Below are 19,141 nucleotides of genomic sequence, written 5' to 3'. Positions count from 1 at the left end.
CCTATACATCTGCAGGCATGGCGGTCTGACCGCATTGACGAGACCGTCCGGAGTCGAGCGTTTCGTAAATTTCTTCGAACAGTTCGACCAGGCTTTCATAGGTTTCGCTTTCCCACGTCAGGATTTGATTGGCTTTCCCGAAGGGGTAATGACGATCGCCAACCGACAACCCAACCCAGTCTGCAAACATGTGCTCGATGTTGAGAATACCATAAGGGATATCCGTAAACGTGGCATAGGTTGCAAAACCGCTGGATGTGCCGATGAACATATCCGCTTTGTGCAGAAGCGCCAGCTCGTGAGCGAGGTTTTGCCCGTTGCAGCGGGGAATGAAGACGTTTTTGCACAGCAACAGCCGTTGGTCTTGTTCGGCGTATCCGCCTACAGGAACGAACATGACGTCGGGGTGTTTGATCGACATGGTGCCGAGGAATTTGATCCATGTATCGAGCTCGGCGTCGCGATAGGTCACCGTTGGGACGCTCGCCAGGGCACTTTGTCGGGGATTGATGACGACGATCTTTTTTCCGGCGAAATGCTGCTCAACAAAGCGTTCAGCCCATGTTTCATAGCCCCTGGGTGCCGCAAGCTTAGGGATGGTGCCGTGTTTTTCGTAGTACGCGTTGATATCGTGATGCCCGAGAGGATACTCCTGGTGCATCTTCAATTCGTTTTTCAAGCTGGGCCAGTAAGGAACTTTGCTGGCCACGCGCGAGGCGTACAAATAACTATAACTAAGTCGGTCACGCACCAGTCGGAGGGAACGCAAATTTGGCATACACAAAAATGCAGGAAACAGATTGTCGAGATAGGACCTGTGGTTCAGTGGAGTGATAAATCCTTGCAACTGACTAGCCGGTTTTCCGGGGTCGAGGCCAATCACGACATCCACATTATGGCATTGAGCCTCAGCCGCGCGAACGGCGGACTGAACTTCCATAGTCAGGAGGTCACCCAACGCATAGTGTTGATATCCGAAATGGTAAAAAAACGTAAAAGAATCTGGATCATGGATTTTAAGGGCACTAACAAATGCCCTATATCCTGCTAACAAACCCATCACGACCCCTATGACCGCTTATTGCAGTGCGGTCTTTCCCTCAAATTAGCACGCGCCCCAAAACGATTGCGGGGCGACCATTGTCGGTTGTTTACAGTATTTATAAAGCTATAAAAACTTGAGATGTTACTCTCTTTGCCCGTGGCGCAGAAAATAAATACTACCAAACGTAAAGTCAAACTCTAACGCGCCGGGTACAGGTCAATATTGGCCTATAAAATGGAATGTGGAGATCTTATCCATTTGTCGCATGAGCCAAGATGATTCGTGCGGCTTCCAGCAGTGAGGATGCTGTCGCATCCGGTGCTTCAGGGGGTTGTTCGCTGTACCCGCAATCTATAAATATGGAATAGCATCCGGCATTTTTGCCAGCGCCAATATCACGCCACCTATCCCCGACCATATAGCTTTTAGTCACGTCGAGGTTGTGGTCGTGTGCGGCGTCCAAAATCATACCCGGTTTGGGCTTGTAGCAGCGTGACTGAGGACTTTCCTTTTCATAGCAAACCCGGAAATCGTCGATGCCGAGCTCATTCGCCAAGGCGGCGTTCACGGTTTCAACCGTCTCGCGCGAGAGTGAGCCGTCGACGACGTCAGGCTGATTTGTGACGACGACGAGGAAAAAACCCGCAGCTTTGAGCTGCGCCGCCGCATCGTGGACGCCGGGTAGGATCTCCATATCAGACGCAGACGTAATCGCGTAAGGTCGTCCGTCGCGGATATCGCTTCTGATCAGGACGCCGTCACGGTCAAGAAATACGGCCTTACGCGCTGAAGTGTTGGGCATCGCTCAGACGGAGCTTTCCCACTTCGTTTCGTTCATCTGCAAAATGGGATTGCAGACGAGACAGTGCCATACGACAGCCTGGAACGCTTCGCTGTGCGGGGTGATGCGGCGGTTGTCCACGATTGGAACCACGACCACTGTGTCGCCCTTCTGCGCGGTGTAGCCGGTATCCTTGCCGACAATGCCGAAAACTTTCATGTTGCGCTGCTTTGCAAGGTCTATGGCGCGCACGATGTTGGGGCTAATGTTTCTTTCAGCATCGCCGCCGCCGACGGAAAAGATCAAAATCGCATCTTTTTCGTTGGCATGGCTGGTGTTCAGCCAAGCTGCAAAGACGGTGTCCCAACCTTCATCATTGGTTCGTGCCGTCAGTTCGGAAACATTGTCGACAGGGGCGTATGCCTCGATTGAGCACAGCTTGCGAAAATCATTGACCGCGTGGCTGCAGTTGCCAGCGCTACCGCCGACTCCAAGGATAAACAGGCGTCCGGCCGCTTCGCGGAGCTTTACGAGTTCTTCAGCCAGCTCATCCACAACCTTATAATCGATCGTTTTGGCAATTTCTGCCGTTTGGCTAAAGAAGTCTTGAGCGTGACTGGACATCGGTGCGTTTCCTTGTAGTTTTCGACGGATAACTTCTGATAACCCAATGCGTGCGCCCTGCAAAGCGTTTGTTTGCGTCTACTCTGTTTGGCGTAGGATCGATAAATCGTCGCTCAGCGCGAGGGGACGATACGAAGGCGGGCCGATTTGATGCCTTGAACCGTGCGGTGCAAGCGGCTTAACATCACGGCAGAATCAGCCAAATTTTCTGCTGCAATCCGTCCTTGCATGTCTGCCAATTTCTATGATGGCCCCGATGGTCTCGCAGAACAGTCGAAACAAGAGCAACTCATAATGAGCACCAATACGGACGAGGATGTCACATTATCGGTTGTCGTGTTCTTTCGAAACGAGCAAGCGGTCATTGAGACGTGCATATCGTCTGTCATGGATCAAAAAGACGCGATTGATCAGCTGATCGTTATTGATGACGGATCCAATGACGATAGCTTACAGGTCGTCCAACAATACTTGGATGCAAGCCTGCCCACGCACGTTATTCGCCACGAGCAAAGCCAGGGAATCAACCAATGCCTGAACGAGGGATTGGCGGCGGCCGAAGGCCATTGGGTGCATTTTTTGGCGGGGGACGATTTTGTCCTGCCGGGATTTTATGGCCGATCGCGTGACATGCTGGAACGCAATCCCACCTGCGGTGTGTGTTCCGCGTACGTTCAAGACGTCGATGCGGATGGCGCGCCCCAGGGCGGCATTCGCACGCCTGCTGGGTCCAGCACTGCTGGGTATATCTCTCCCGATGATGTGGTCGCACGCCTCTATAAGGTGGGTAGCTGGTTTGAAGGGGTCTCGTGCATTTTTAAGCGTGCTTCGCTTGTGCGGATCGGCGGTTTCGACCCTCAATTGCAGGGATTTGCCGATGCGTTGTGCTGTTGGACGATTGCTGCAGGTGAAGGAGCGTGTTTTATCCCTGAAATTCTCGCATCCAAACGCGATGTGTGGAAAGGGCACGGCTTTGAGTTGTACGGCGATCACGCCGCAGCAAAGCGGATTTGGTCGCGGGCGGAAGACGTCCTGCGTAGACAGCAACCTCAACGGTTTACGGATAAGGTCATCGCAAGGTTCAAGAAACGGTGGGATTTTGAACAGAAACACAACGCGATCATGAAAGCATATTTTAAAGACCGTGGTCGAAATGGGTTCATCGCAGAATTTAAGAAAACACTTTTGACAAAAATATATGAAATATATTTCAAGCCTTTCGATGTTCTTACGTCCGTGAAAACCAAAATGAGTAAGTCATTCGGGGGGCGTCCGTGACACACACGACCGAAAAGTCGGGTGCCACGTGGGGCTGGGTCTTGAAGGCGCTGCTGGCGTGGTATGGCTGTGTGGTTGTGTTTTCTTACGGCTATCTGATCCGCAATGCCTTGCTCGGGTACTTTTCACGTTCGATCGTGGATCAATTGGGCGCAGCGGTGGCTGTGGGCGCTGTCGCTCTCGCCGTGGTGTGGATGGTGCGGTTTCATCGAGTGATGCGGGCCAATCGAGTGGCTTGGGCTTGCTTCGGCCTCGCGGTCGTCGTCGCGCTTGCCGGTCTGGCGAGCGTTGATCCCGAGTTTCCTGCGAAACGTACGCATGTCGCCCAGTATTTTGTGTTGGCTTGGTTGGTGTTTTTGGCTTTTAAGTCTGAGGAGCGTCTCGTCGCGCGAGGACTGGTGGCATTGCTCATCACCACCATGCTCGGCGGTCTCGATGAGATGCTGCAAGGCGCGATGGCGGAACGCACTTTTGGCATTGCGGATATCGTCACCAATTTTTGCGGCGCCCTTGCCGGCGTTTCGGTCGCAGTGGGGGGGCAACTTCTGAGGGGGCAGCGATTGTCGTGGCGGTATACCGACACCGCCGATATCGCCGCGCCGGTTGCGGTGGCGGCGGGCTATTTTTTATCCCTGGTGGCGCTATACCCATTTCGCGGCCTGGATTTTCCTCTGTGGCTGCTTTTACCGGTCTTCGGCGGGCTGGCTTTGCTTGCCAACGAAAGCCGGAGCCGCGAACTCGACATCGCTGTAGCCAGGGCGCATCTCGCGTTCGCTGCGATTGCCGCAACCGCGGCGGGAGGAGGGGCCTATGTTCAGGTCATGGGCATCCGCTTTATATAAGGTGTTGGTGGTTGCCACGCTGGTCTTGGTCGCCCTGACGGTGCGTGACGTGATGCGCGAGCGGCCCTTCAACGTCGTCATTTTGACGATCGATAGCCTCAGGTCCTCAGATTTCACGCCGCAGACGGCGCCGACTTTCTATGCTGCCATGCAAGGGGCGTTGAGACCGCATGCGCATCGCACCGTATCGGCATGGACCGCGCCGAATATCATCGCGATTCTCTCGGGCATGTCGCCGTTCGATCAAGGCGTGCATGCACGCGGGCAGTACGTTTTGGGGGATGCGTTGACGCCTTTGGAACAACTGGCTGGCGATGGGTGGCACGTCGGCAATGTCCAGGCTTTCGCTAAAACAGAAGTGTTTCAAAATCTTGGCGTGACGGTGGATACGAGGCCGACGTGGATGCAATGGCTGGCCCATCGCCAACGCGATGGCGATAAATTCGTCTTTTGGCATCATTATCTTGACGTGCACTTGCCCTATAGTCCGGCGTCGGCGCTCGTGCAGGCAAAGCTCCCTTCGCTCACGCCCGCTCAACAGGCCCGCATCGATGTCGTGCGCACCCGCTCGGCCATTCCCATGGGAAGCGTGACCTTTGAAGACCAAGACCAACCCCTAATCCACGACTTATATATATCGGGGGTTCGCCAGTTCGATTTGTGGTTCGCGGATTTTTGGCGCTACTTCACAAAAACCGGTCTCGATCAACACACCATACTCGTGGTCACGGCCGATCATGGCGAAGAGCTGCTTGAACGCGGCCGCATCGGTCACGCATCAACCACCCACGACGCCTCGCTTCACGAGGAAATCGTCAACATCCCGATGTTTATCCTCTTGCCGCCAAGCCACCCCCTGCGACAAAAGGGATTTCAATTCGATGCGGATTTGCAGACGGATCACCTCGACATCATGCCGACGGTGCTCTCTCTGATCGGCGTCTCGCCGGTGCAGGCGTTGCCGGGGCGCAATTTGACCGTGGACCAGCACCCCCGTCCATGGTTCGCGTATTCCAGCAAGGGAGGATATGGCGAGCCGTACCCGGACAACATTTCATCGTTCGTTGCCGCAACCATAACGGATTCGTGCAAGATGATCGTGCGGGCCGTCAAAACCGAAATCACCGAGGAAGGTTTGTACGATCTTCGCACGGACGGTTGGGAGCGCATCAACCTTCTCGGACCTGATGGTCGGCAGAGCCCACAGGAGCGCTGCGAAACGGTTATGGGGGGGGCGGCCAAGGTGCATCTCGCGCAAAAGGTGTTGACGGCGCGTCAGTTCGTTTCTCCGCAAGAGCGCATGATCGCGGGCACGGGCGTTCCGGTGTTGTTGTGGCCCAAAACTGCGGCGCGACTCGGGTACGACGATTTGGCGGGACGTTTTTCCATTGAATGGAGTGGCGACCCATCCGCCAGTTACATTGTCGGTTACGAGCTTGGCGAATCACCGTTCTCGTTGTCGGGCGAAATGCGGGTCGTTGGGACACGCAAGGATTTTGGCGATGTCGATCGGCATTACTGGGACACTTGGGTGGTGCCCTACAAAAAAGCGCGCATTAAAATACGTGCCGAGGGCACGGAGGAGTGGAGCGCATGGGAAACGGTTTATTTCCAGCAATGAGCAAGCGGGCGAGATCGTGACAATCCTTAAATCAGAGCGGACGAACAAGGTCTGGGCCTGGTCCGTATACATTCTATCACTCTTAGTATTTGGCGTGGGCGTATGGCACAGCGGCATCCTGTCTGGGGCACAGCGCGCGGGCATGGCCCTGACTGCGGATTATGCGGCGCAATCCAAGGCTCAGATCGAATCCTTCGATAAAGAGCTGTGCGATTCCGCCCGCAAGTACTGGGAAACCTATCCAGACGTTGCTGAAAATGCCTTTTTTGGCCGTCAGGGCGGCGGCGGCTGTAAGGGCGCATACGAGCATTGGACTAGGCACGGCCGTCAGGAAGGGCGGATTTGGCCCGGAAATGCGTCTTAATGTTGCATGAATGCCACACCCCGGAACGGTTGTGTGTTTGGGCCATATTTCTATTGTTTACATACGTCTGGAAGTGATTTAGGAAAGTAAGCAATTGGATTTTAGTAATCTTTGTCTGTGGTGGGCTTTTTGGGGCATGCAGATAGGATTTAACCCATGGACGGTTGCGCTTTTCGTGCGTAATATGTCCGCCAGGTTAGTATTTAAGAGGGATGACCATGCGTATTAAATTTTTAGCTCTGACGGCTGCGTCGGTACTGGTTGCAGGCAACGCGTTTGCCGCGAGTGCCGTGTCTGATAGCCCGGCTTTGGCAAACCAGCTTGTGTCCGTGTCGGTGACGCCGGTGGCGTCGACCCAGACGGCGGGCATTATCGCCGGTTCGATCGGCGGTGCGTTGGGCGGTGGGATCACAGTGATTCCGCCGGCTTCACCGGGTCTGGCTCCGATTGGTGGTGGTGGTGGCACTATCGCTCCTGCTGGTGGCGTCGGTCCGCAGAGTACTCTGAGCGGCAACAAGACGGTCGCATTCTTCAACAGCCGCGCGCAGAGCGGTGTCGCCGCCGGTGGCAAGTTGAAGAAAGCAGGCGCCTGGGTCATGGGCGGTTACACGACCGTCGATGGCAAAGACGTTGGCGGTGAATTCGACGGCGACGTCAGCAACTTGGTCGCCGGCTTCGACTTCATGCCGAAAGACAACGCGGTCCTGGGTGTGTCCATCGCATACGAAAACGTCGATGTGACCACGACCTTCAACACCGGTACCTTCAAGGGTAAGGGCTACACGCTGGCTCCTTACGGCGGCATCGTTCTCAAGAACGGCGTTGCAATCGACGGTATGATCGGTGTGTCCAAAATCAACTACGACACCACCCGCACCAACCGCACCATCACCGGTTCGTTCGACGCCACCCGCTACATGGGTTCTGTGAACGTCTCCAAAGCGATCAAAACCTCCAAGCTGACCTTGACGCCGAAAGCTGGCATCATGCAGGTTCGCGAAAAGCAGGACGGTTACACCGATAGCTCCGGTGTGGCTTCCGCCAGCTCCACGATCAACCTGGGTCGCGCCAGCCTCGGCGGTACGGTTGCGGTCAATGCCGGCAAGTTCAGCCCGTATGTCCGTGCCATGGCAGAATACGACTACAAGAAAGGCAAAGCTGCCGATCTTGGTAATGGTCGCACCTCCAGCAACGACAAGTTCGGCATCAACGCCGCCGTCGGTGTGAACGCCGCGATCAACGACAAACTGTCGATCAACGTCGAAGGTTCCAGCTCCGCGAACATGCGCGACAACCTCGATGTCTACGGTGTAACGGGTCGCATCCGTTATAACTTCTGATCGAAGACTAAAATTGGTTACCCTCGGGAAAAGGGCGGATTTTATATCCGCCCTTTTTTCTTTTGCCTCCATCGCACTGGTATTGTTCCTCACCGGTTGTACGTCGCATTTTCTCGATGACCGGGAAGGGGCGGCAAATCAGCTTGCGACATCGCGCGGCTGGGTCGCGGCGAACATTCCCACGAAATCCTTTACCTTGCGAACCTATCGCCCCGTTACGGCGCCCCGCATCCCAGGCAGTACCTTGACGGTCTATATCGAAGGCGATGGCTTCGCGTGGAAAACACGGTATCAACCGTCGATGGACCCGACCCCCGACGACGCGATGTCATTAAAATTGGCTCTTTCTGACGTCACCGGCAACGCGGCGTATTTGGCCCGTCCCTGCCAATTCACCATGGAAATGGACCGTCGGCGTTGCCACACCGCGTATTGGACCACGGCGCGGTATTCCAAACCGGTCATCGATTCCATGGACGAGGCGGTGTCGGCGCTGAAACGCGCCTCGAACGCTCAATCCATCCGGCTGGTCGGATATTCCGGCGGTGGTGTCGTTGCGGCGCTGTTGGCGGCGCGCCGCCCGGATGTCGTGCAACTGGTAACCCTCGCGGCGAACCTGGATACGGCTTATTGGACCAGATTGCACGGGGTCACGCCGTTGTACGACTCGTTAAACCCCGCGACGCTTCCGTCGCTCAAAACCGTGCCGCAAATGCATTTTGTTGGCGCCGACGATCAGATCGTTCCGCAATCCGTGCTTGTTTCCTATCTGCACGCGATTGGGCGCGACCCGAAAACATCGTTGCGCAGCCTTTCCGGCGTTGACCATACCTGCTGCTGGTCCGACATGTGGCCAAAGCTGCAGCAACAATTGATTAATTCACGTTAAATCCATAATGTTCTGATCAGTTCAGTGGCGGGCGTCATGGGCGACGTCGTGTACGTTGTGGTTGTGCGTTCATGCATCCAGATGCGATCTTGGTTAGGTGGCGTTGCCCTCCTCCTTTGATTGGTTAAGCCGATGACGGATATGGCCGTATTGTTGAAGCGAATCTCTTCCGTAACCGCGGCAATCGCGGTCGTGGCGGGGATCTTGAGCCCGCTTGGCGCCTTTCCCGTTTTTCAAACCGGGTACTGGAACCTTGTCGATTCGTCTTTCGTGGTGATTTTGATGTCCGGGATCTTGGCCATTGCTTCACTGGCGATGCGCGGGCTTGTCGATCCATGGTGGCGGGATGGTATCCCGATGAGTGCGATCTTTTTGGCGGTGATCGCAGGGCTGGGGGGGCTGACGGCACTTTGGGCGGATATGCCCTGGGTGGCGCTGATCGGTACTTATCAATCGGCCTATGGTCCGGTGTGGCATCTTTTGGCGGCGTCTATGCTGGTGGTTGTTTGGACACTCAAGGATAATGCTGCGGCCATTTCGATTTTCAGTGCAGTCGCGACCGTGACCGCGTTGACCGTGTCGGGGGTTCTTTTATATAGCCAGATTACGGCAACAACCGTCTTTATACCCGGTGGCGACAGTTACGGGCTAATTGGGTTTTTGTTGCTGTTTTTTCCCGATGACGGTCGCGGCAAGGGACGCATCGCGGCACTTCAATTCTATAGCCTTCGCGCCAGCGCCGTGTTGCTGATTGTTCTGTCATCAAATTTGTCCTTGGTAGCGATTGTGTGCGCTGGGGCGCTGCTGGCAGGCGCATTCTGGGCCGTTTCCCGCCGCCGCCCCGAACTGAGCACGATGCTGGAAAGAATCCCAGCTTGGCTGGTGGCTGCGCTGGTGATTGTGTCGGCTGGTGCGGTGTTAGCCCTGATCGTTGGTGATGCGGTAGACGTCAAATCGATGCGGATGCGTGCGATCATCGCGAACATCATGGGCGGTGCCCTTCAGGATTCGAGCTTGCTGGAATGGATATTCGGGCATGGATGGGGACATACACAGGCAGCGTTTTTCCAGTATCTGCATTGGGGAAACATGGTTCTGTACACGAAGGAGTGGGATTTTCTATGGCGAGAAATGTTTCACAGCCACAACTTCCTGATTGAAACGCAATACAGCATCGGCGCGGTTGGTGTGTTCGGTATGTTGGCGTTGATCACGTCGATCTATGTCGGGGCGCCGCAACACAGGCGAACCGTCGCTTTGGCCTTTGTCGTGGGGTACGTTCTATACAGCTCCGTTTGGTTCGAGTTGTCGTTTCATATGCCTTTTTTTGCGCTGGCGTTGGCTTCGTTTGCGCCATCACGGGCACGGTCTGGGCCGCGAGAAGGCAAGGGGCAGGGGCAAGCCCCATCCTTCACGACCGGAACCGTCTGGGCGACGGGGATGAGCGTTGGCGCGATTGCCGTGCTCGGCATGCTCGCAGCGTCCTATTATTCATTTTCGATCAACGTCTATCCCTTGAAAGCGGACAAGGGGAGTATTGAAAATGAACGGTTTATGGCGAAGTACGTGCCGCCTGATCCGCGTCGCACCGATCTCGTGCGCAGAATGCTTTACGTCGAAGCCATGGGTTACATAGAAATCCACAAAGAGTTGCAAAACGCTCAAGGCTTGGCGGTTTTGAAGGACGTGCTTGAAGACGTGAACCAACGTATGGCTACGACCCAGGAGCCCGGGCTGGTTATGGTCGGCCTGAACTTGTTTGGTGATATTGCGTTGCTTCCCGAATGGGCCTGGACTGCATCCGTTGTTGATGGAAAGGCGCAATTGTGGGAAAAACTCGCTGAACGCAGTCTGGACTTGGCGCCGTATCGCAGTGACATTCTCATTTCTTACCTTACCCATCTGCTTGCCGAGAAACGCTACGATTCCCTTGAAACGGTTGTGAGCCGTATATTGTCAAAGAAACCGGACGATCCGGTCGCAATGTACTATCTTGGCGCGATGCTCACTCAGGCTCAGGATATGGACGAAAAGCGAACGGGCTTGTCATGGATCGCAAATGCTATGGACTGCGGTGTCGATCGGTTTATGGAAATTCCAGAATGGCTTGCCAACACGGTTCAGCCTTATCGCAATCTTCAGACTGGCTGCAAAAGTGCGATGAAAGTCGGTAAGAACTGATGTCACCTAAAGCAAAACGCCAAGTCTCCACCGTTATTGTCAATTACAACAGCGGTCCCTTTTTAAAAGAGGCCGTTTTGAGTGCTTTTGCCGAAGGTGGCGCCAAGACCGAGGTGATCGTCGTCGACAACGCCTCGACCGACGATAGCATCAGCCTCTTGGATGATCTCGATCTGAAACCTCAAATTATCCGCAATGATAAAAATCTCGGTTTCGCAAAAGGATGCAATATTGGCGCGGCGCAAGCGAAGGGAAATTACGTTCTGTTTCTCAATCCCGACTGCACATTGCATAAGGGTTGCATCAAAAAGCTGGTTGGCGTGTTGGAGAAAACCACCGGTGCCGCAATAGCCGGCCCGATGCTTCTGAATCCCGACGGCAGCGAACAACCCGGCGGCCGGCGCGATATTCCATCGCCGTGGAAAACCTTCTGCATGCTGCTGCATCTTGACGCGTTGATGCCGGACCATCCGCGTTTTAAGAATTTCAACCATGCCGGACGTCCTACGCCTAAGCGTGAAATCGCTGTCGATGCTGTATCCGGGGCATGTATGCTTGTGCGGAGCTCGGCGCTGGCGCGACACGGCGGCTTCGACGAGCAATATTTTCTACACTTCGAAGATTTGGAGCTTTGCATGCGCATGGGCCGCAGCAAGCAATTGGTTATGTTCGTGCCCGGCGCTAAGTGCACACATACTAAAGGACAGTGTAGCGTTTCACGGCCGATATTTGTCGAATACCATAAGCATAACTCATTCGTAAAATTCATGAATCGTGGGTTTTTAAACTATTACCCCACAATCTTTCTATTCCTTGTATCCGTGTTGGTTTACCTGCATTTTATTGGAATAAGCGTGAAGTACCTGTTTTCGAACCGTAAAAAAATTCAAATCTCGGAATTGTGGAACAGGATCTGAAATTAAAAGCTTTTTTGCGTCGCTCAGGGTATTGTTTGGGCTCGTTCGTTTCAGGTGACACGGTTATGCTAGGCATATGTGCCGCGCATGAACCGTTTATGTTACCTCTGAGTGAAGATGCAGACATTTGTGAGTTATGCTGAATATGGAAAGTATTTATCGGGTCATTATTTCAGCATGTATTTATAACGCTCGCTTCCACCTCACCCGCTTCATCCTTTCGCGTTTCGAGGCACCGCTCATCGCTTTGGCGCTGTATTCGGTGCAGGTCAATCTGCTGGGTGAATTTGCATTTGAACGATTTTTGCTGTCATGGCTTGGCGTCGTGATTTTGATGTGGACCATGAAGACCATCCTCAGGGTTAATGAAGCCTTGATTATACATGGGAAAATTTATGGTGTACTCGACTCCGCGGGGCTTCGTTCCGCGCTGGGAGGGGCGGGTATTCTGTTTGTCGACTTTCTCGTCGATATGGTGATCATCGTTGCCGTCATGGCAGTCGTTCGCGACTATGTGGATATTGCCACGATGCTGGGGTATTCGGTGCTGGTCGTGCTAACGCAGGGGACGGTGAATTTCTCGGTGAGTATCTTTCACCTAGCCGTTTCGCGATGGTTTAACGTCAAAAACATCATGGTCGTGGCGTTTGTGATTTTTGCCATCATGTCGCCGGTGCTGTTCATGTTCCATGATCTCAATCAGTTTGGGAACAAGTACTTCACTTCCATCAACCCGGCATCGCATTTCTTGGCGGCTTACTACAATATTTTTTGGTTCCAACAACCTGTCAGCATAGAGGTTCTACCGTTCTTCTTCGTTCTCGCGATTGGGTTTATTGTCGCGTATTGCGTTATCATTGAGCCCCGCGATCGCGCCAAGCGAACAGAAAGGTTCGCGCGGACGGGGGGAATCCGAAATCTGTCACTGGGGCGGTTTGAGGAGCGGAGCGCGATAACCGGATTGGAACTGTTTTTCAATTTTTACGCCTTAGGGCCGCATGCGATGAGTAACCTACGAAGTCGGGTGGAAAAACTCGCCGCGATGGAAGAATTTCAAGATCAGTTTTATCGCAGTCTCAGCACCTACAGCCGCTTGAACGACCTGCATATGGACTTGATCTTGGCGGCGTGTCTTGCAGGGCCTGAAGAGACGCACGTTTCCTTGCCCGATGATGATGTGCATCATGTTTCGGATACGGACCTGCGCATGGTCTTGGGACAGATCAATGACATCATGGGCACCAATCTGTCTCTCTCGCTAGAGGCCCTGCCTATATCGTCAAACGATGAGGGGGAGCAAGCATGAAGGGGATCATTCTGGCAGGCGGTCATGGCACCCGACTGCATCCGATAACGCGAGCCGTTTCCAAACAACTGCTGCCCGTTTACGACAAACCGATGATTTATTATCCACTGTCGACTTTGATGCTGGCGGGTATCAGGGATATCCTGGTGATATCAACCCCCCGCGACCTGTCCGGTTTTGTCGAACTGCTGGGCGATGGCACCCAGTGGGGGCTCAATATTTCTTATGGAGAACAGTCTCAACCCAAGGGAATAGCCGAGGCTTTCGTCGTTGGTCGTGATTTTATCGGTGACGATTCGGTGTGCCTGGTGTTGGGGGACAATATTTTCTTCGGACACGGCCTAACAGAAAAATTGGCGCGGGCGGCGCACACCACCGATGGGGCGACGGTTTTTGCCTATTGGGTGGATGAGCCCCAACGTTACGGCGTGCTTGAACTCGATGATAAAAATGAGATCGTTTCCATCATAGAAAAACCGTCTGTTCCTCCTTCGTCATGGGCGGTTACGGGACTTTATTTTTACGACAACCGGGTTGTTGATATTGTGGCCGGTCTTAGGCCATCAGCCCGGGGCGAATACGAAATCACCGACGTCAACAATGCTTATATTGAAGCCGGTGAGCTTTCAGCCGAATATTTGGGACGCGGCTTTGCGTGGCTGGATGCGGGAACGCATGATTCCTTGCTTGATGCCGGAAATTTCGTGCGCACCATCGAAGAGCGCCAAGGTCTGAAAATCGCCTGTGTCGAGGAAATCGCCTTTTACAAAAAATTTATCGACACTCGTCAGTTGGAACGCTTGATAGATGAGATGGGCCACAGCGAATACAGAAATTATCTAGAGAATTTTCTGAGCCGACAGCTCTGACGGTTCGGGAGGCAAGACCATGCGAAGCCCCTGGGTGAGGATCGTCATCGTCAATTACAACAGCGGTCCATGGTTGCAGAAAGTGATCGATGGTCTTGCGCTTCAGACTTTTGAGGATTTTGAAGTTGTGATCGTCGATAACGATTCGAGCGATGACAGCTTTGCGTCCTTAAGTTTGCCCGATGCGCGTTTTCACCTCGTGGCCTTGCCGAACAACACAGGTTTCGCTTTCGCCAACAACCGGGGGTTCGAGGGATCAAGCAGCGAATGGTTCTGTACGCTCAATCCCGACTGTATTCCTGAATCTGATTGGTTGACGCGCATGAGTGAGGCCAGCCGACGCTTTCCCGATATCGACATGTTCGGTTCGACCCAATTGATGGCCGATATGCCAGACCAAGTCGATGGGTATGGCGACTTCTTGTCCATTTACGGCATTCCCTGGCGGGCCTTACACGGCCATCATGTGTCAGAGTTGCCCGATGACGATATCTTCGCCTTCTCCCCATGCGCAGCGGCGGCATTCTACCGGCGCACCGCTTATGAAAAGGTAGGGGGCTTTGAGGAGGCGTTCTTCTGCTACCTCGAAGACATCGATCTGGGCTGGCGCCTGCAGCGTCAGGGTGCGCAATGCGTCCAGGTGAGACGTGCCGTCGTGCACCACAAAGGCAGCCTGATCACGATCCGAAATAGTCCGTTCAGCCTTTATCACAGTCAACGCAACCGGGTGTGGATGGTGCGTCGGAATATGCCGCCGCTGCTCGCGGGTCTTTCTCTTTTGATGGGTGCCCTTCTGTACATTCCGATACTGTTGTTTAAGTATGATGGCGCTGGCCGCAAGGCTGCGTTGCGTGGGGCTCTTGATGGGGTGCGGACGCCGACGCCTGTTGCAGGGGTGGAGCGGGCCTCGTTATGGGGAGATATGTGGGCGTTGCTGCGCAATCGTCTGATCACGATCAATCCGTATGTATTGAGCCGCAAGATGGTACCCTTGGTGCGCAAGGCTGGAAAGTAAGGTTCAACGCGCTATGCTAGGATCAGATGGCATGGAACGCTTAAGTAGATGGTGTTGAAGTGTTTCGCATGTGGAAGAGAGAGTGAGCGTGACGGACATTGGAATTGAGCAATTGTCGCTTCCGGGGCTGATGCTGTTTGAAACGCCCAGGTTCGCCGATGGTCGCGGTGCATTTTCTGAAACTTTCAATGCCAACCGCTTGAAGCAATCCGGAATTGAGGTGTCGTTCGTTCAGGACAATTTCGCCTCTTCGGATCGAGCCGGTACATTGCGGGGGCTTCATTTTCAGCGTCCCCCGCATGCTCAAGCGAAGTTGGTGCGTGTGATCCGCGGCCGCATTTGGGATGTGGCGGTGGATTTGCGACAAGGTTCTCCGACGTTCGGGAAATGGCAAGGAGTTGAGCTCAGCGCACAAAACTGGAACCAATTATATGTGCCGGTGGGGTTTGCACACGGTTATGTGACGTTGGAAGATATGACGGAGGTGTTCTACAAGGTGAGCGATTTCTATGCCCCTGAATGCGAAGGCGGTGTGGTGTGGAACGATCCGAACTTGGGGATCGCATGGCCTTTGTCTGACAGTGTGCCCTGCTTATCTGAAAAGGATGAAAGACTTCCTCAGTTAGAAGATATTCGCCCGCCTTTTGTGTATGGCGCAGCTGATGCGGCGGAGAAACGTTCATGAAAGTTTTGGTTACGGGGGGGGCTGGCTTCATCGGTTCTGCTGTGTGCCGCAACTTGGTGCTGCAAAAACATTGCACGGTTGTGAACGTCGATAAGTTGACGTATGCGGCCAACCTAGCTTCCGTGGAGATGCTGGAAGGGCGGGATGAATATACCTTCATCAAGGCCGATATTTGTGACCGCGATACAATCCGCGCAATCTTTTCTGAACATCGCCCGAATGCGGTGCTTCATCTAGCGGCGGAATCTCATGTCGACCGCTCCATCGATTCACCTGATACCTTTATACAATCGAACATCGTCGGCACATACGAGCTGTTGCAGGCGGCTTATATATACTGGCGCGACCTCACTGCCGACATGCAACGTAAGTTTCGGTTTCTTCACGTTTCCACTGACGAAGTATATGGTTCATTAGGTGAGGACGGCGCATTTAACGAGCTCTCGCCTTACCGCCCCAATTCACCTTATTCGGCTAGCAAGGCAGCTTCTGACCACCTGGCGCACGCTTGGTTCGAGACTTATGGTCTGCCCGTTATGGTCAGCACGTGCACCAACAATTACGGCCCCTATCAGTTCCCCGAAAAGCTGATTCCGCGCATGATTATAAACGCTCTAGAGGGACGCACATTGCCGGTGTACGGCCAGGGTCTCAATCGCCGTGATTGGCTGCATGTTGAAGATCACGCAGAAGCGTTATACGCCATCTTGACACAAGGGCGTGCGGGGGAAACTTATGCCATCGGCGCCAATAACGATTGCAGCAACATCGCACTGGTCAAAAAACTGTGCGTCTTGATGGATGAGTTGGCGGATGAATTGCCTGTTCAACCGACGTCGCAGTTGATCTCATTTGTCACCGATCGTCCCGGTCATGACTTCCGTTATGCCATAGATGCTCAAAAAATCACGGCCGAATTGGGGTGGATGCCGCGTCACACTTTAGACGATGGACTGCGCCAAGTCGTGCAATGGTATCTGGATAATCGCAGCTGGTGGGGTGCAATCAGCGAGCAAGTGTATGATGGCGAAAGGCTAGGCGTCCTATGACGCTGTTGGCTTGAGCGGCGAGGGGGCGGAATGCGTGTACTGGTGTTCGGTCGAAGTGGTCAGCTGTCTCACGCACTGGGGCGATGCGCTTTGCCCGCAGGTTGGGTGATGGAACGTGTCGGGCGGGAGCGGGTCGATATTGCCGATGCTGAGCAGGTCAACGCGGAAGTGATGCGTTTCAGCCCTGATGTGATCATCAATGCGGCGGCCTACACCAACGTGGATTTAGCTGAAAGCAATGAACGCCAAGCCTATGCCGTCAATTGCGATGGTGCAGCCAATGTCGCCCGGGCTGCGTCGCAGCGCGACTGCCCGGTAATACACATATCCACGGACTTCGTTTTCTCAGGGGACGCACACGAACCCTACACTGAGGCTGACGCCGTTGGACCTTTGAGCGTCTACGGCGCCAGCAAGGAAGCCGGAGAACGCGCCGTGCGCGATTTTGCGCCAGCACACATCATCGTTAGAACATCATGGCTGTACAGTGCGTCTGACGGGAATTTCGTCACGGCGATTGTCCGCCATCTGTCCAAATCCTCATCCATTTCGGTTGTCGATGACCAGACCGGATCGCCAACCTATGCATCAGACTTGGCAAGCACCTTGATCGAAATGGCTGCTCAGCTTGATCGCCGAAATGATGAGCAGTACGGGACATTTCATGTGGCGGATACAGGAAGCATATCGCGCTACGTATTCGCTCGTGAAATTCAGGCTGCCATGACACGGCGGTTGGGGCGAGAGTGGTCTGGGGCCTCCTGTGAAATTGTGCCGATTGCGTCAGCGCTACGCAAGGATCCCGCAGCACGTCCGACCTTTTCGAGTTTGAGCTGCGCCAAGCTTCAAACGGTATATGGGCTCACGTTGCCAGAGTGGCGAGAGAGTCTTGAGGTTTGCTTGGTAGAGCTTGCGGACCGCATGTCATAGCGTCCGTCATAGGTCTATTGTGGCCACTTACGATTTTCGTGCTGTCCGAAAACCTGAAAATGGCGGCGTGCGCCATATACACCGAGCGCACCAGATACCCCAAACTTACTGGAAGCGGCTACATCGGGATACATCGACCAGTATTGTTCCGCCAAACGCTGCTCAACTAGGGTGTCGGGATATGTGGCTTTCAAATCATCGACCACCCAGCTGTTTGTATAGTTGAGAATCGGTTTGATGCTTGCGAACGCCAAGGCGATGCATATTGCGAGTAAGATGAGAATTATATAACTGCGGCGCACGTGCATCACTCCATGGAAACATGAGGTTGTGAGAGGTCCTAACCGGTGCGTCCGACCTAGCAGACGATCTCGGCAAAGTAGGCGATGGTTTTGCGCAGCCCGTCCTCCAAAGATGTGCTCGGCTCCCACGCCAATTCTGTTTTGGCTTTGGTGATGTCCGGGCAGCGCTGCATCGGATCATCCATGGGCAAGGGGTGAATTTCCAAAGCGGATTTCGAGCCGGTCATTTCGATCACGACCTCCGCCAGCCCCCTGATGGTCAGTTCGGCGGGGTTGCCCATATTGATCGGTCCGGTGATGCCGCTGGGAGCATCCATCATCCGAACGAAAGCCTCGATCAAATCGTCGCAGTAACAGAACGACCGGGTCTGGCTACCGTCCCCGTAGATGGTGATGGGCTCACCCTTGAGGGCTTGAACGATGAAATTGCTTACCACGCGGCCATCGTTGGGATGCATGCGTGGTCCGTAAGTGTTGAAGATTCGCGCCACCCGGATGTCGAGGTTGTATTGACGGTTATAGTCGAAAAACAAGGTCTCTGCGCAACGCTTGCCTTCGTCATAACAGGCCCTGGGGCCGATGGGATTTACCGATCCGGTGTAGTTTTCTGTTTGCGGGTGCACTTCGGGGTCACCGTAAACTTCCGAGGTCGAGGCCTGGAAAATCTTTGCTCCCACCCGCTTGGCCAAGCCCAACATATTGATCGCGCCATGCACGGACGTCTTGGTGGTCTGGACGGGGTCGTGCTGATAGTGAAACGGACTCGCGGGGCAAGCCAGATTGTATATTTCCTCAACCTCGACGTAGAGTGGGAAGGTGATGTCGTGGCGCATCACCTCGAAATTGGGATTGTCCATCAAATGGAGGATGTTGTCTTTGGTGCCGGTGAAGAAATTATCGACGCAGATGACATCGTGACCATCGTTCAGGAGGCGTTCGCACAGGTGCGAGCCGAGAAAACCTGCGCCACCCGTTACCAGAATGCGTTTGCGGTCGAATATGCTTAATGACATCAAAGACCCTTTGTGAAAATGAAGGTATCGTGCGGTGGCGTCTTAAACTCTTTGTTCATCGCTCGGTCACGCCACACCAGTTATCTCATT

General features: G+C 54.1%; 19 protein-coding genes. 14 read left to right on the top strand and 5 right to left on the bottom strand.

Annotation, left to right across the window (positions count from 1 at the left end):
* Position 1: 1 nt before the first annotated feature.
* From VIN96_RS13290 to VIN96_RS13280, 3 genes are all read right to left on the bottom strand, one after another.
* Positions 2-940 (bottom strand): hypothetical protein, encoded by a 939-nt coding sequence (locus tag VIN96_RS13290; RefSeq protein ID WP_331896727.1) that lies wholly within the window; start codon positions 938-940, stop codon positions 2-4.
* 355 nt (positions 941-1,295) lie between these two features.
* Positions 1,296-1,847 (bottom strand): HAD-IIIA family hydrolase, encoded by a 552-nt coding sequence (locus VIN96_RS13285; RefSeq protein ID WP_331896726.1) that lies wholly within the window; start codon positions 1,845-1,847, stop codon positions 1,296-1,298.
* Between the two features lie 3 nt (positions 1,848-1,850).
* Positions 1,851-2,450 (bottom strand): SIS domain-containing protein, encoded by a 600-nt coding sequence (locus VIN96_RS13280; RefSeq protein ID WP_331896725.1) that lies wholly within the window; start codon positions 2,448-2,450, stop codon positions 1,851-1,853.
* A gap of 294 nt (positions 2,451-2,744) precedes the next feature.
* Between VIN96_RS13280 and VIN96_RS13275 the strand changes: the two genes are divergently transcribed.
* The 14 genes from VIN96_RS13275 (at position 2,745) to rfbD (ending at position 17,736) form a co-directional block, all read left to right on the top strand.
* Positions 2,745-3,728 carry a glycosyltransferase family 2 protein gene (locus tag VIN96_RS13275; RefSeq protein ID WP_331896724.1) on the top strand — a complete coding sequence of 328 codons (984 nt, stop codon included), beginning with the start codon at positions 2,745-2,747 and terminating at the stop codon, positions 3,726-3,728.
* 41 nt (positions 3,729-3,769) lie between these two features.
* Positions 3,770-4,570: a VanZ family protein gene (locus VIN96_RS13270; protein WP_331896723.1), complete on the top strand. Its 801-nt coding sequence runs from the start codon at positions 3,770-3,772 to the stop codon at positions 4,568-4,570.
* The gene (locus tag VIN96_RS13265; protein WP_331896721.1) at positions 4,539-6,191 is read left to right on the top strand and encodes a sulfatase-like hydrolase/transferase; all 1,653 of its coding nucleotides are present in this window, start codon (positions 4,539-4,541) and stop codon (positions 6,189-6,191) included. Before VIN96_RS13270 ends, VIN96_RS13265 begins: the two co-directional genes overlap by 32 nt.
* A gap of 142 nt (positions 6,192-6,333) precedes the next feature.
* Positions 6,334-6,555 carry a hypothetical protein gene (locus VIN96_RS13260; RefSeq protein ID WP_331896719.1) on the top strand — a complete coding sequence of 74 codons (222 nt, stop codon included), beginning with the start codon at positions 6,334-6,336 and terminating at the stop codon, positions 6,553-6,555.
* Between the two features lie 218 nt (positions 6,556-6,773).
* Positions 6,774-7,895, top strand: a complete 1,122-nt coding sequence (locus tag VIN96_RS13255; protein WP_331896717.1) for an autotransporter outer membrane beta-barrel domain-containing protein — start codon at positions 6,774-6,776, stop codon at positions 7,893-7,895.
* A 244-nt stretch (positions 7,896-8,139) separates the two neighbouring features.
* Entirely contained in the window at positions 8,140-8,784 is a 645-nt protein-coding gene (locus VIN96_RS13250) for an alpha/beta hydrolase (RefSeq protein WP_331896715.1), read from the top strand.
* Positions 8,785-8,916: 132 nt separating this feature from the next.
* Positions 8,917-10,965, top strand: coding sequence for a hypothetical protein (locus VIN96_RS13245; protein ID WP_331896713.1), 2,049 nt, complete (start codon positions 8,917-8,919; stop codon positions 10,963-10,965).
* On the top strand, positions 10,965-11,882 hold the full coding sequence (locus VIN96_RS13240; protein WP_331896711.1) for a glycosyltransferase family 2 protein: 918 nt from the start codon (positions 10,965-10,967) through the stop codon (positions 11,880-11,882). The genes VIN96_RS13245 and VIN96_RS13240 overlap by 1 nt, the downstream gene beginning before the upstream one ends.
* Positions 11,883-12,018: 136 nt before the next feature.
* A complete protein-coding gene (locus VIN96_RS13235) occupies positions 12,019-13,188 on the top strand; it encodes a hypothetical protein (protein ID WP_331896709.1) in 1,170 nt (389 codons plus the stop codon).
* Positions 13,185-14,057 carry a glucose-1-phosphate thymidylyltransferase RfbA gene (gene rfbA, locus VIN96_RS13230; RefSeq protein ID WP_331896707.1) on the top strand — a complete coding sequence of 291 codons (873 nt, stop codon included), beginning with the start codon at positions 13,185-13,187 and terminating at the stop codon, positions 14,055-14,057. The genes VIN96_RS13235 and rfbA overlap by 4 nt, the downstream gene beginning before the upstream one ends.
* 34 nt (positions 14,058-14,091) lie before the next feature.
* The gene (locus tag VIN96_RS13225; RefSeq protein WP_331896705.1) at positions 14,092-15,072 is read left to right on the top strand and encodes a glycosyltransferase family 2 protein; all 981 of its coding nucleotides are present in this window, start codon (positions 14,092-14,094) and stop codon (positions 15,070-15,072) included.
* Between the two features lie 88 nt (positions 15,073-15,160).
* Positions 15,161-15,757, top strand: a complete 597-nt coding sequence (gene rfbC / locus VIN96_RS13220) for a dTDP-4-dehydrorhamnose 3,5-epimerase (RefSeq protein ID WP_414675610.1) — start codon at positions 15,161-15,163, stop codon at positions 15,755-15,757.
* On the top strand, positions 15,754-16,806 hold the full coding sequence (gene rfbB, locus VIN96_RS13215; RefSeq protein WP_331896703.1) for a dTDP-glucose 4,6-dehydratase: 1,053 nt from the start codon (positions 15,754-15,756) through the stop codon (positions 16,804-16,806). The genes rfbC and rfbB overlap by 4 nt, the downstream gene beginning before the upstream one ends.
* A 30-nt stretch (positions 16,807-16,836) precedes the next feature.
* Entirely contained in the window at positions 16,837-17,736 is a 900-nt protein-coding gene (gene rfbD, locus VIN96_RS13210; protein WP_331896702.1) for a dTDP-4-dehydrorhamnose reductase, read from the top strand.
* 14 nt (positions 17,737-17,750) lie between these two features.
* Here the strand turns inward: rfbD and VIN96_RS13205 are convergent, their stop codons facing one another.
* Together VIN96_RS13205 and VIN96_RS13200 are read right to left on the bottom strand one after the other, a co-directional pair.
* Complete coding sequence (locus VIN96_RS13205) at positions 17,751-18,038, bottom strand: hypothetical protein (RefSeq protein WP_331896701.1); 288 nt, start codon at positions 18,036-18,038, stop codon at positions 17,751-17,753.
* A 56-nt stretch (positions 18,039-18,094) separates the two neighbouring features.
* Positions 18,095-19,051, bottom strand: coding sequence for a UDP-glucuronic acid decarboxylase family protein (locus VIN96_RS13200; protein ID WP_331896700.1), 957 nt, complete (start codon positions 19,049-19,051; stop codon positions 18,095-18,097).
* Positions 19,052-19,141 lie beyond the last annotated feature (90 nt).

The organism is Magnetovibrio sp. (genome assembly GCF_036568125.1).
In the GTDB taxonomy this organism is placed as follows: domain Bacteria; phylum Pseudomonadota; class Alphaproteobacteria; order Rhodospirillales; family Magnetovibrionaceae; genus Magnetovibrio.
Note: the sequence above shows the minus strand (reverse complement) of the source record. Positions and strands in the feature narration are given on the sequence as shown.

Coding starts and splice junctions, on each gene's coding strand:
- VIN96_RS13285 (WP_331896726.1), bottom strand. CDS start 1,847: ATGCCCAACACTTCAGCGCGTAAGGCCGTATTTCTTGACCGTGACGGC.
- VIN96_RS13275 (WP_331896724.1), top strand. CDS start 2,745: ATGAGCACCAATACGGACGAGGATGTCACATTATCGGTTGTCGTGTTC.
- VIN96_RS13265 (WP_331896721.1), top strand. CDS start 4,539: ATGTTCAGGTCATGGGCATCCGCTTTATATAAGGTGTTGGTGGTTGCC.
- VIN96_RS13235 (WP_331896709.1), top strand. CDS start 12,019: ATGCTGAATATGGAAAGTATTTATCGGGTCATTATTTCAGCATGTATT.
- VIN96_RS13200 (WP_331896700.1), bottom strand. CDS start 19,051: ATGTCATTAAGCATATTCGACCGCAAACGCATTCTGGTAACGGGTGGC.
- rfbA (WP_331896707.1), top strand. CDS start 13,185: ATGAAGGGGATCATTCTGGCAGGCGGTCATGGCACCCGACTGCATCCG.
- VIN96_RS13280 (WP_331896725.1), bottom strand. CDS start 2,450: ATGTCCAGTCACGCTCAAGACTTCTTTAGCCAAACGGCAGAAATTGCC.
- VIN96_RS13240 (WP_331896711.1), top strand. CDS start 10,965: ATGTCACCTAAAGCAAAACGCCAAGTCTCCACCGTTATTGTCAATTAC.
- rfbD (WP_331896702.1), top strand. CDS start 16,837: ATGCGTGTACTGGTGTTCGGTCGAAGTGGTCAGCTGTCTCACGCACTG.
- VIN96_RS13260 (WP_331896719.1), top strand. CDS start 6,334: ATGGCCCTGACTGCGGATTATGCGGCGCAATCCAAGGCTCAGATCGAA.
- VIN96_RS13255 (WP_331896717.1), top strand. CDS start 6,774: ATGCGTATTAAATTTTTAGCTCTGACGGCTGCGTCGGTACTGGTTGCA.
- VIN96_RS13290 (WP_331896727.1), bottom strand. CDS start 940: ATGGAAGTTCAGTCCGCCGTTCGCGCGGCTGAGGCTCAATGCCATAAT.
- rfbB (WP_331896703.1), top strand. CDS start 15,754: ATGAAAGTTTTGGTTACGGGGGGGGCTGGCTTCATCGGTTCTGCTGTG.
- VIN96_RS13245 (WP_331896713.1), top strand. CDS start 8,917: ATGACGGATATGGCCGTATTGTTGAAGCGAATCTCTTCCGTAACCGCG.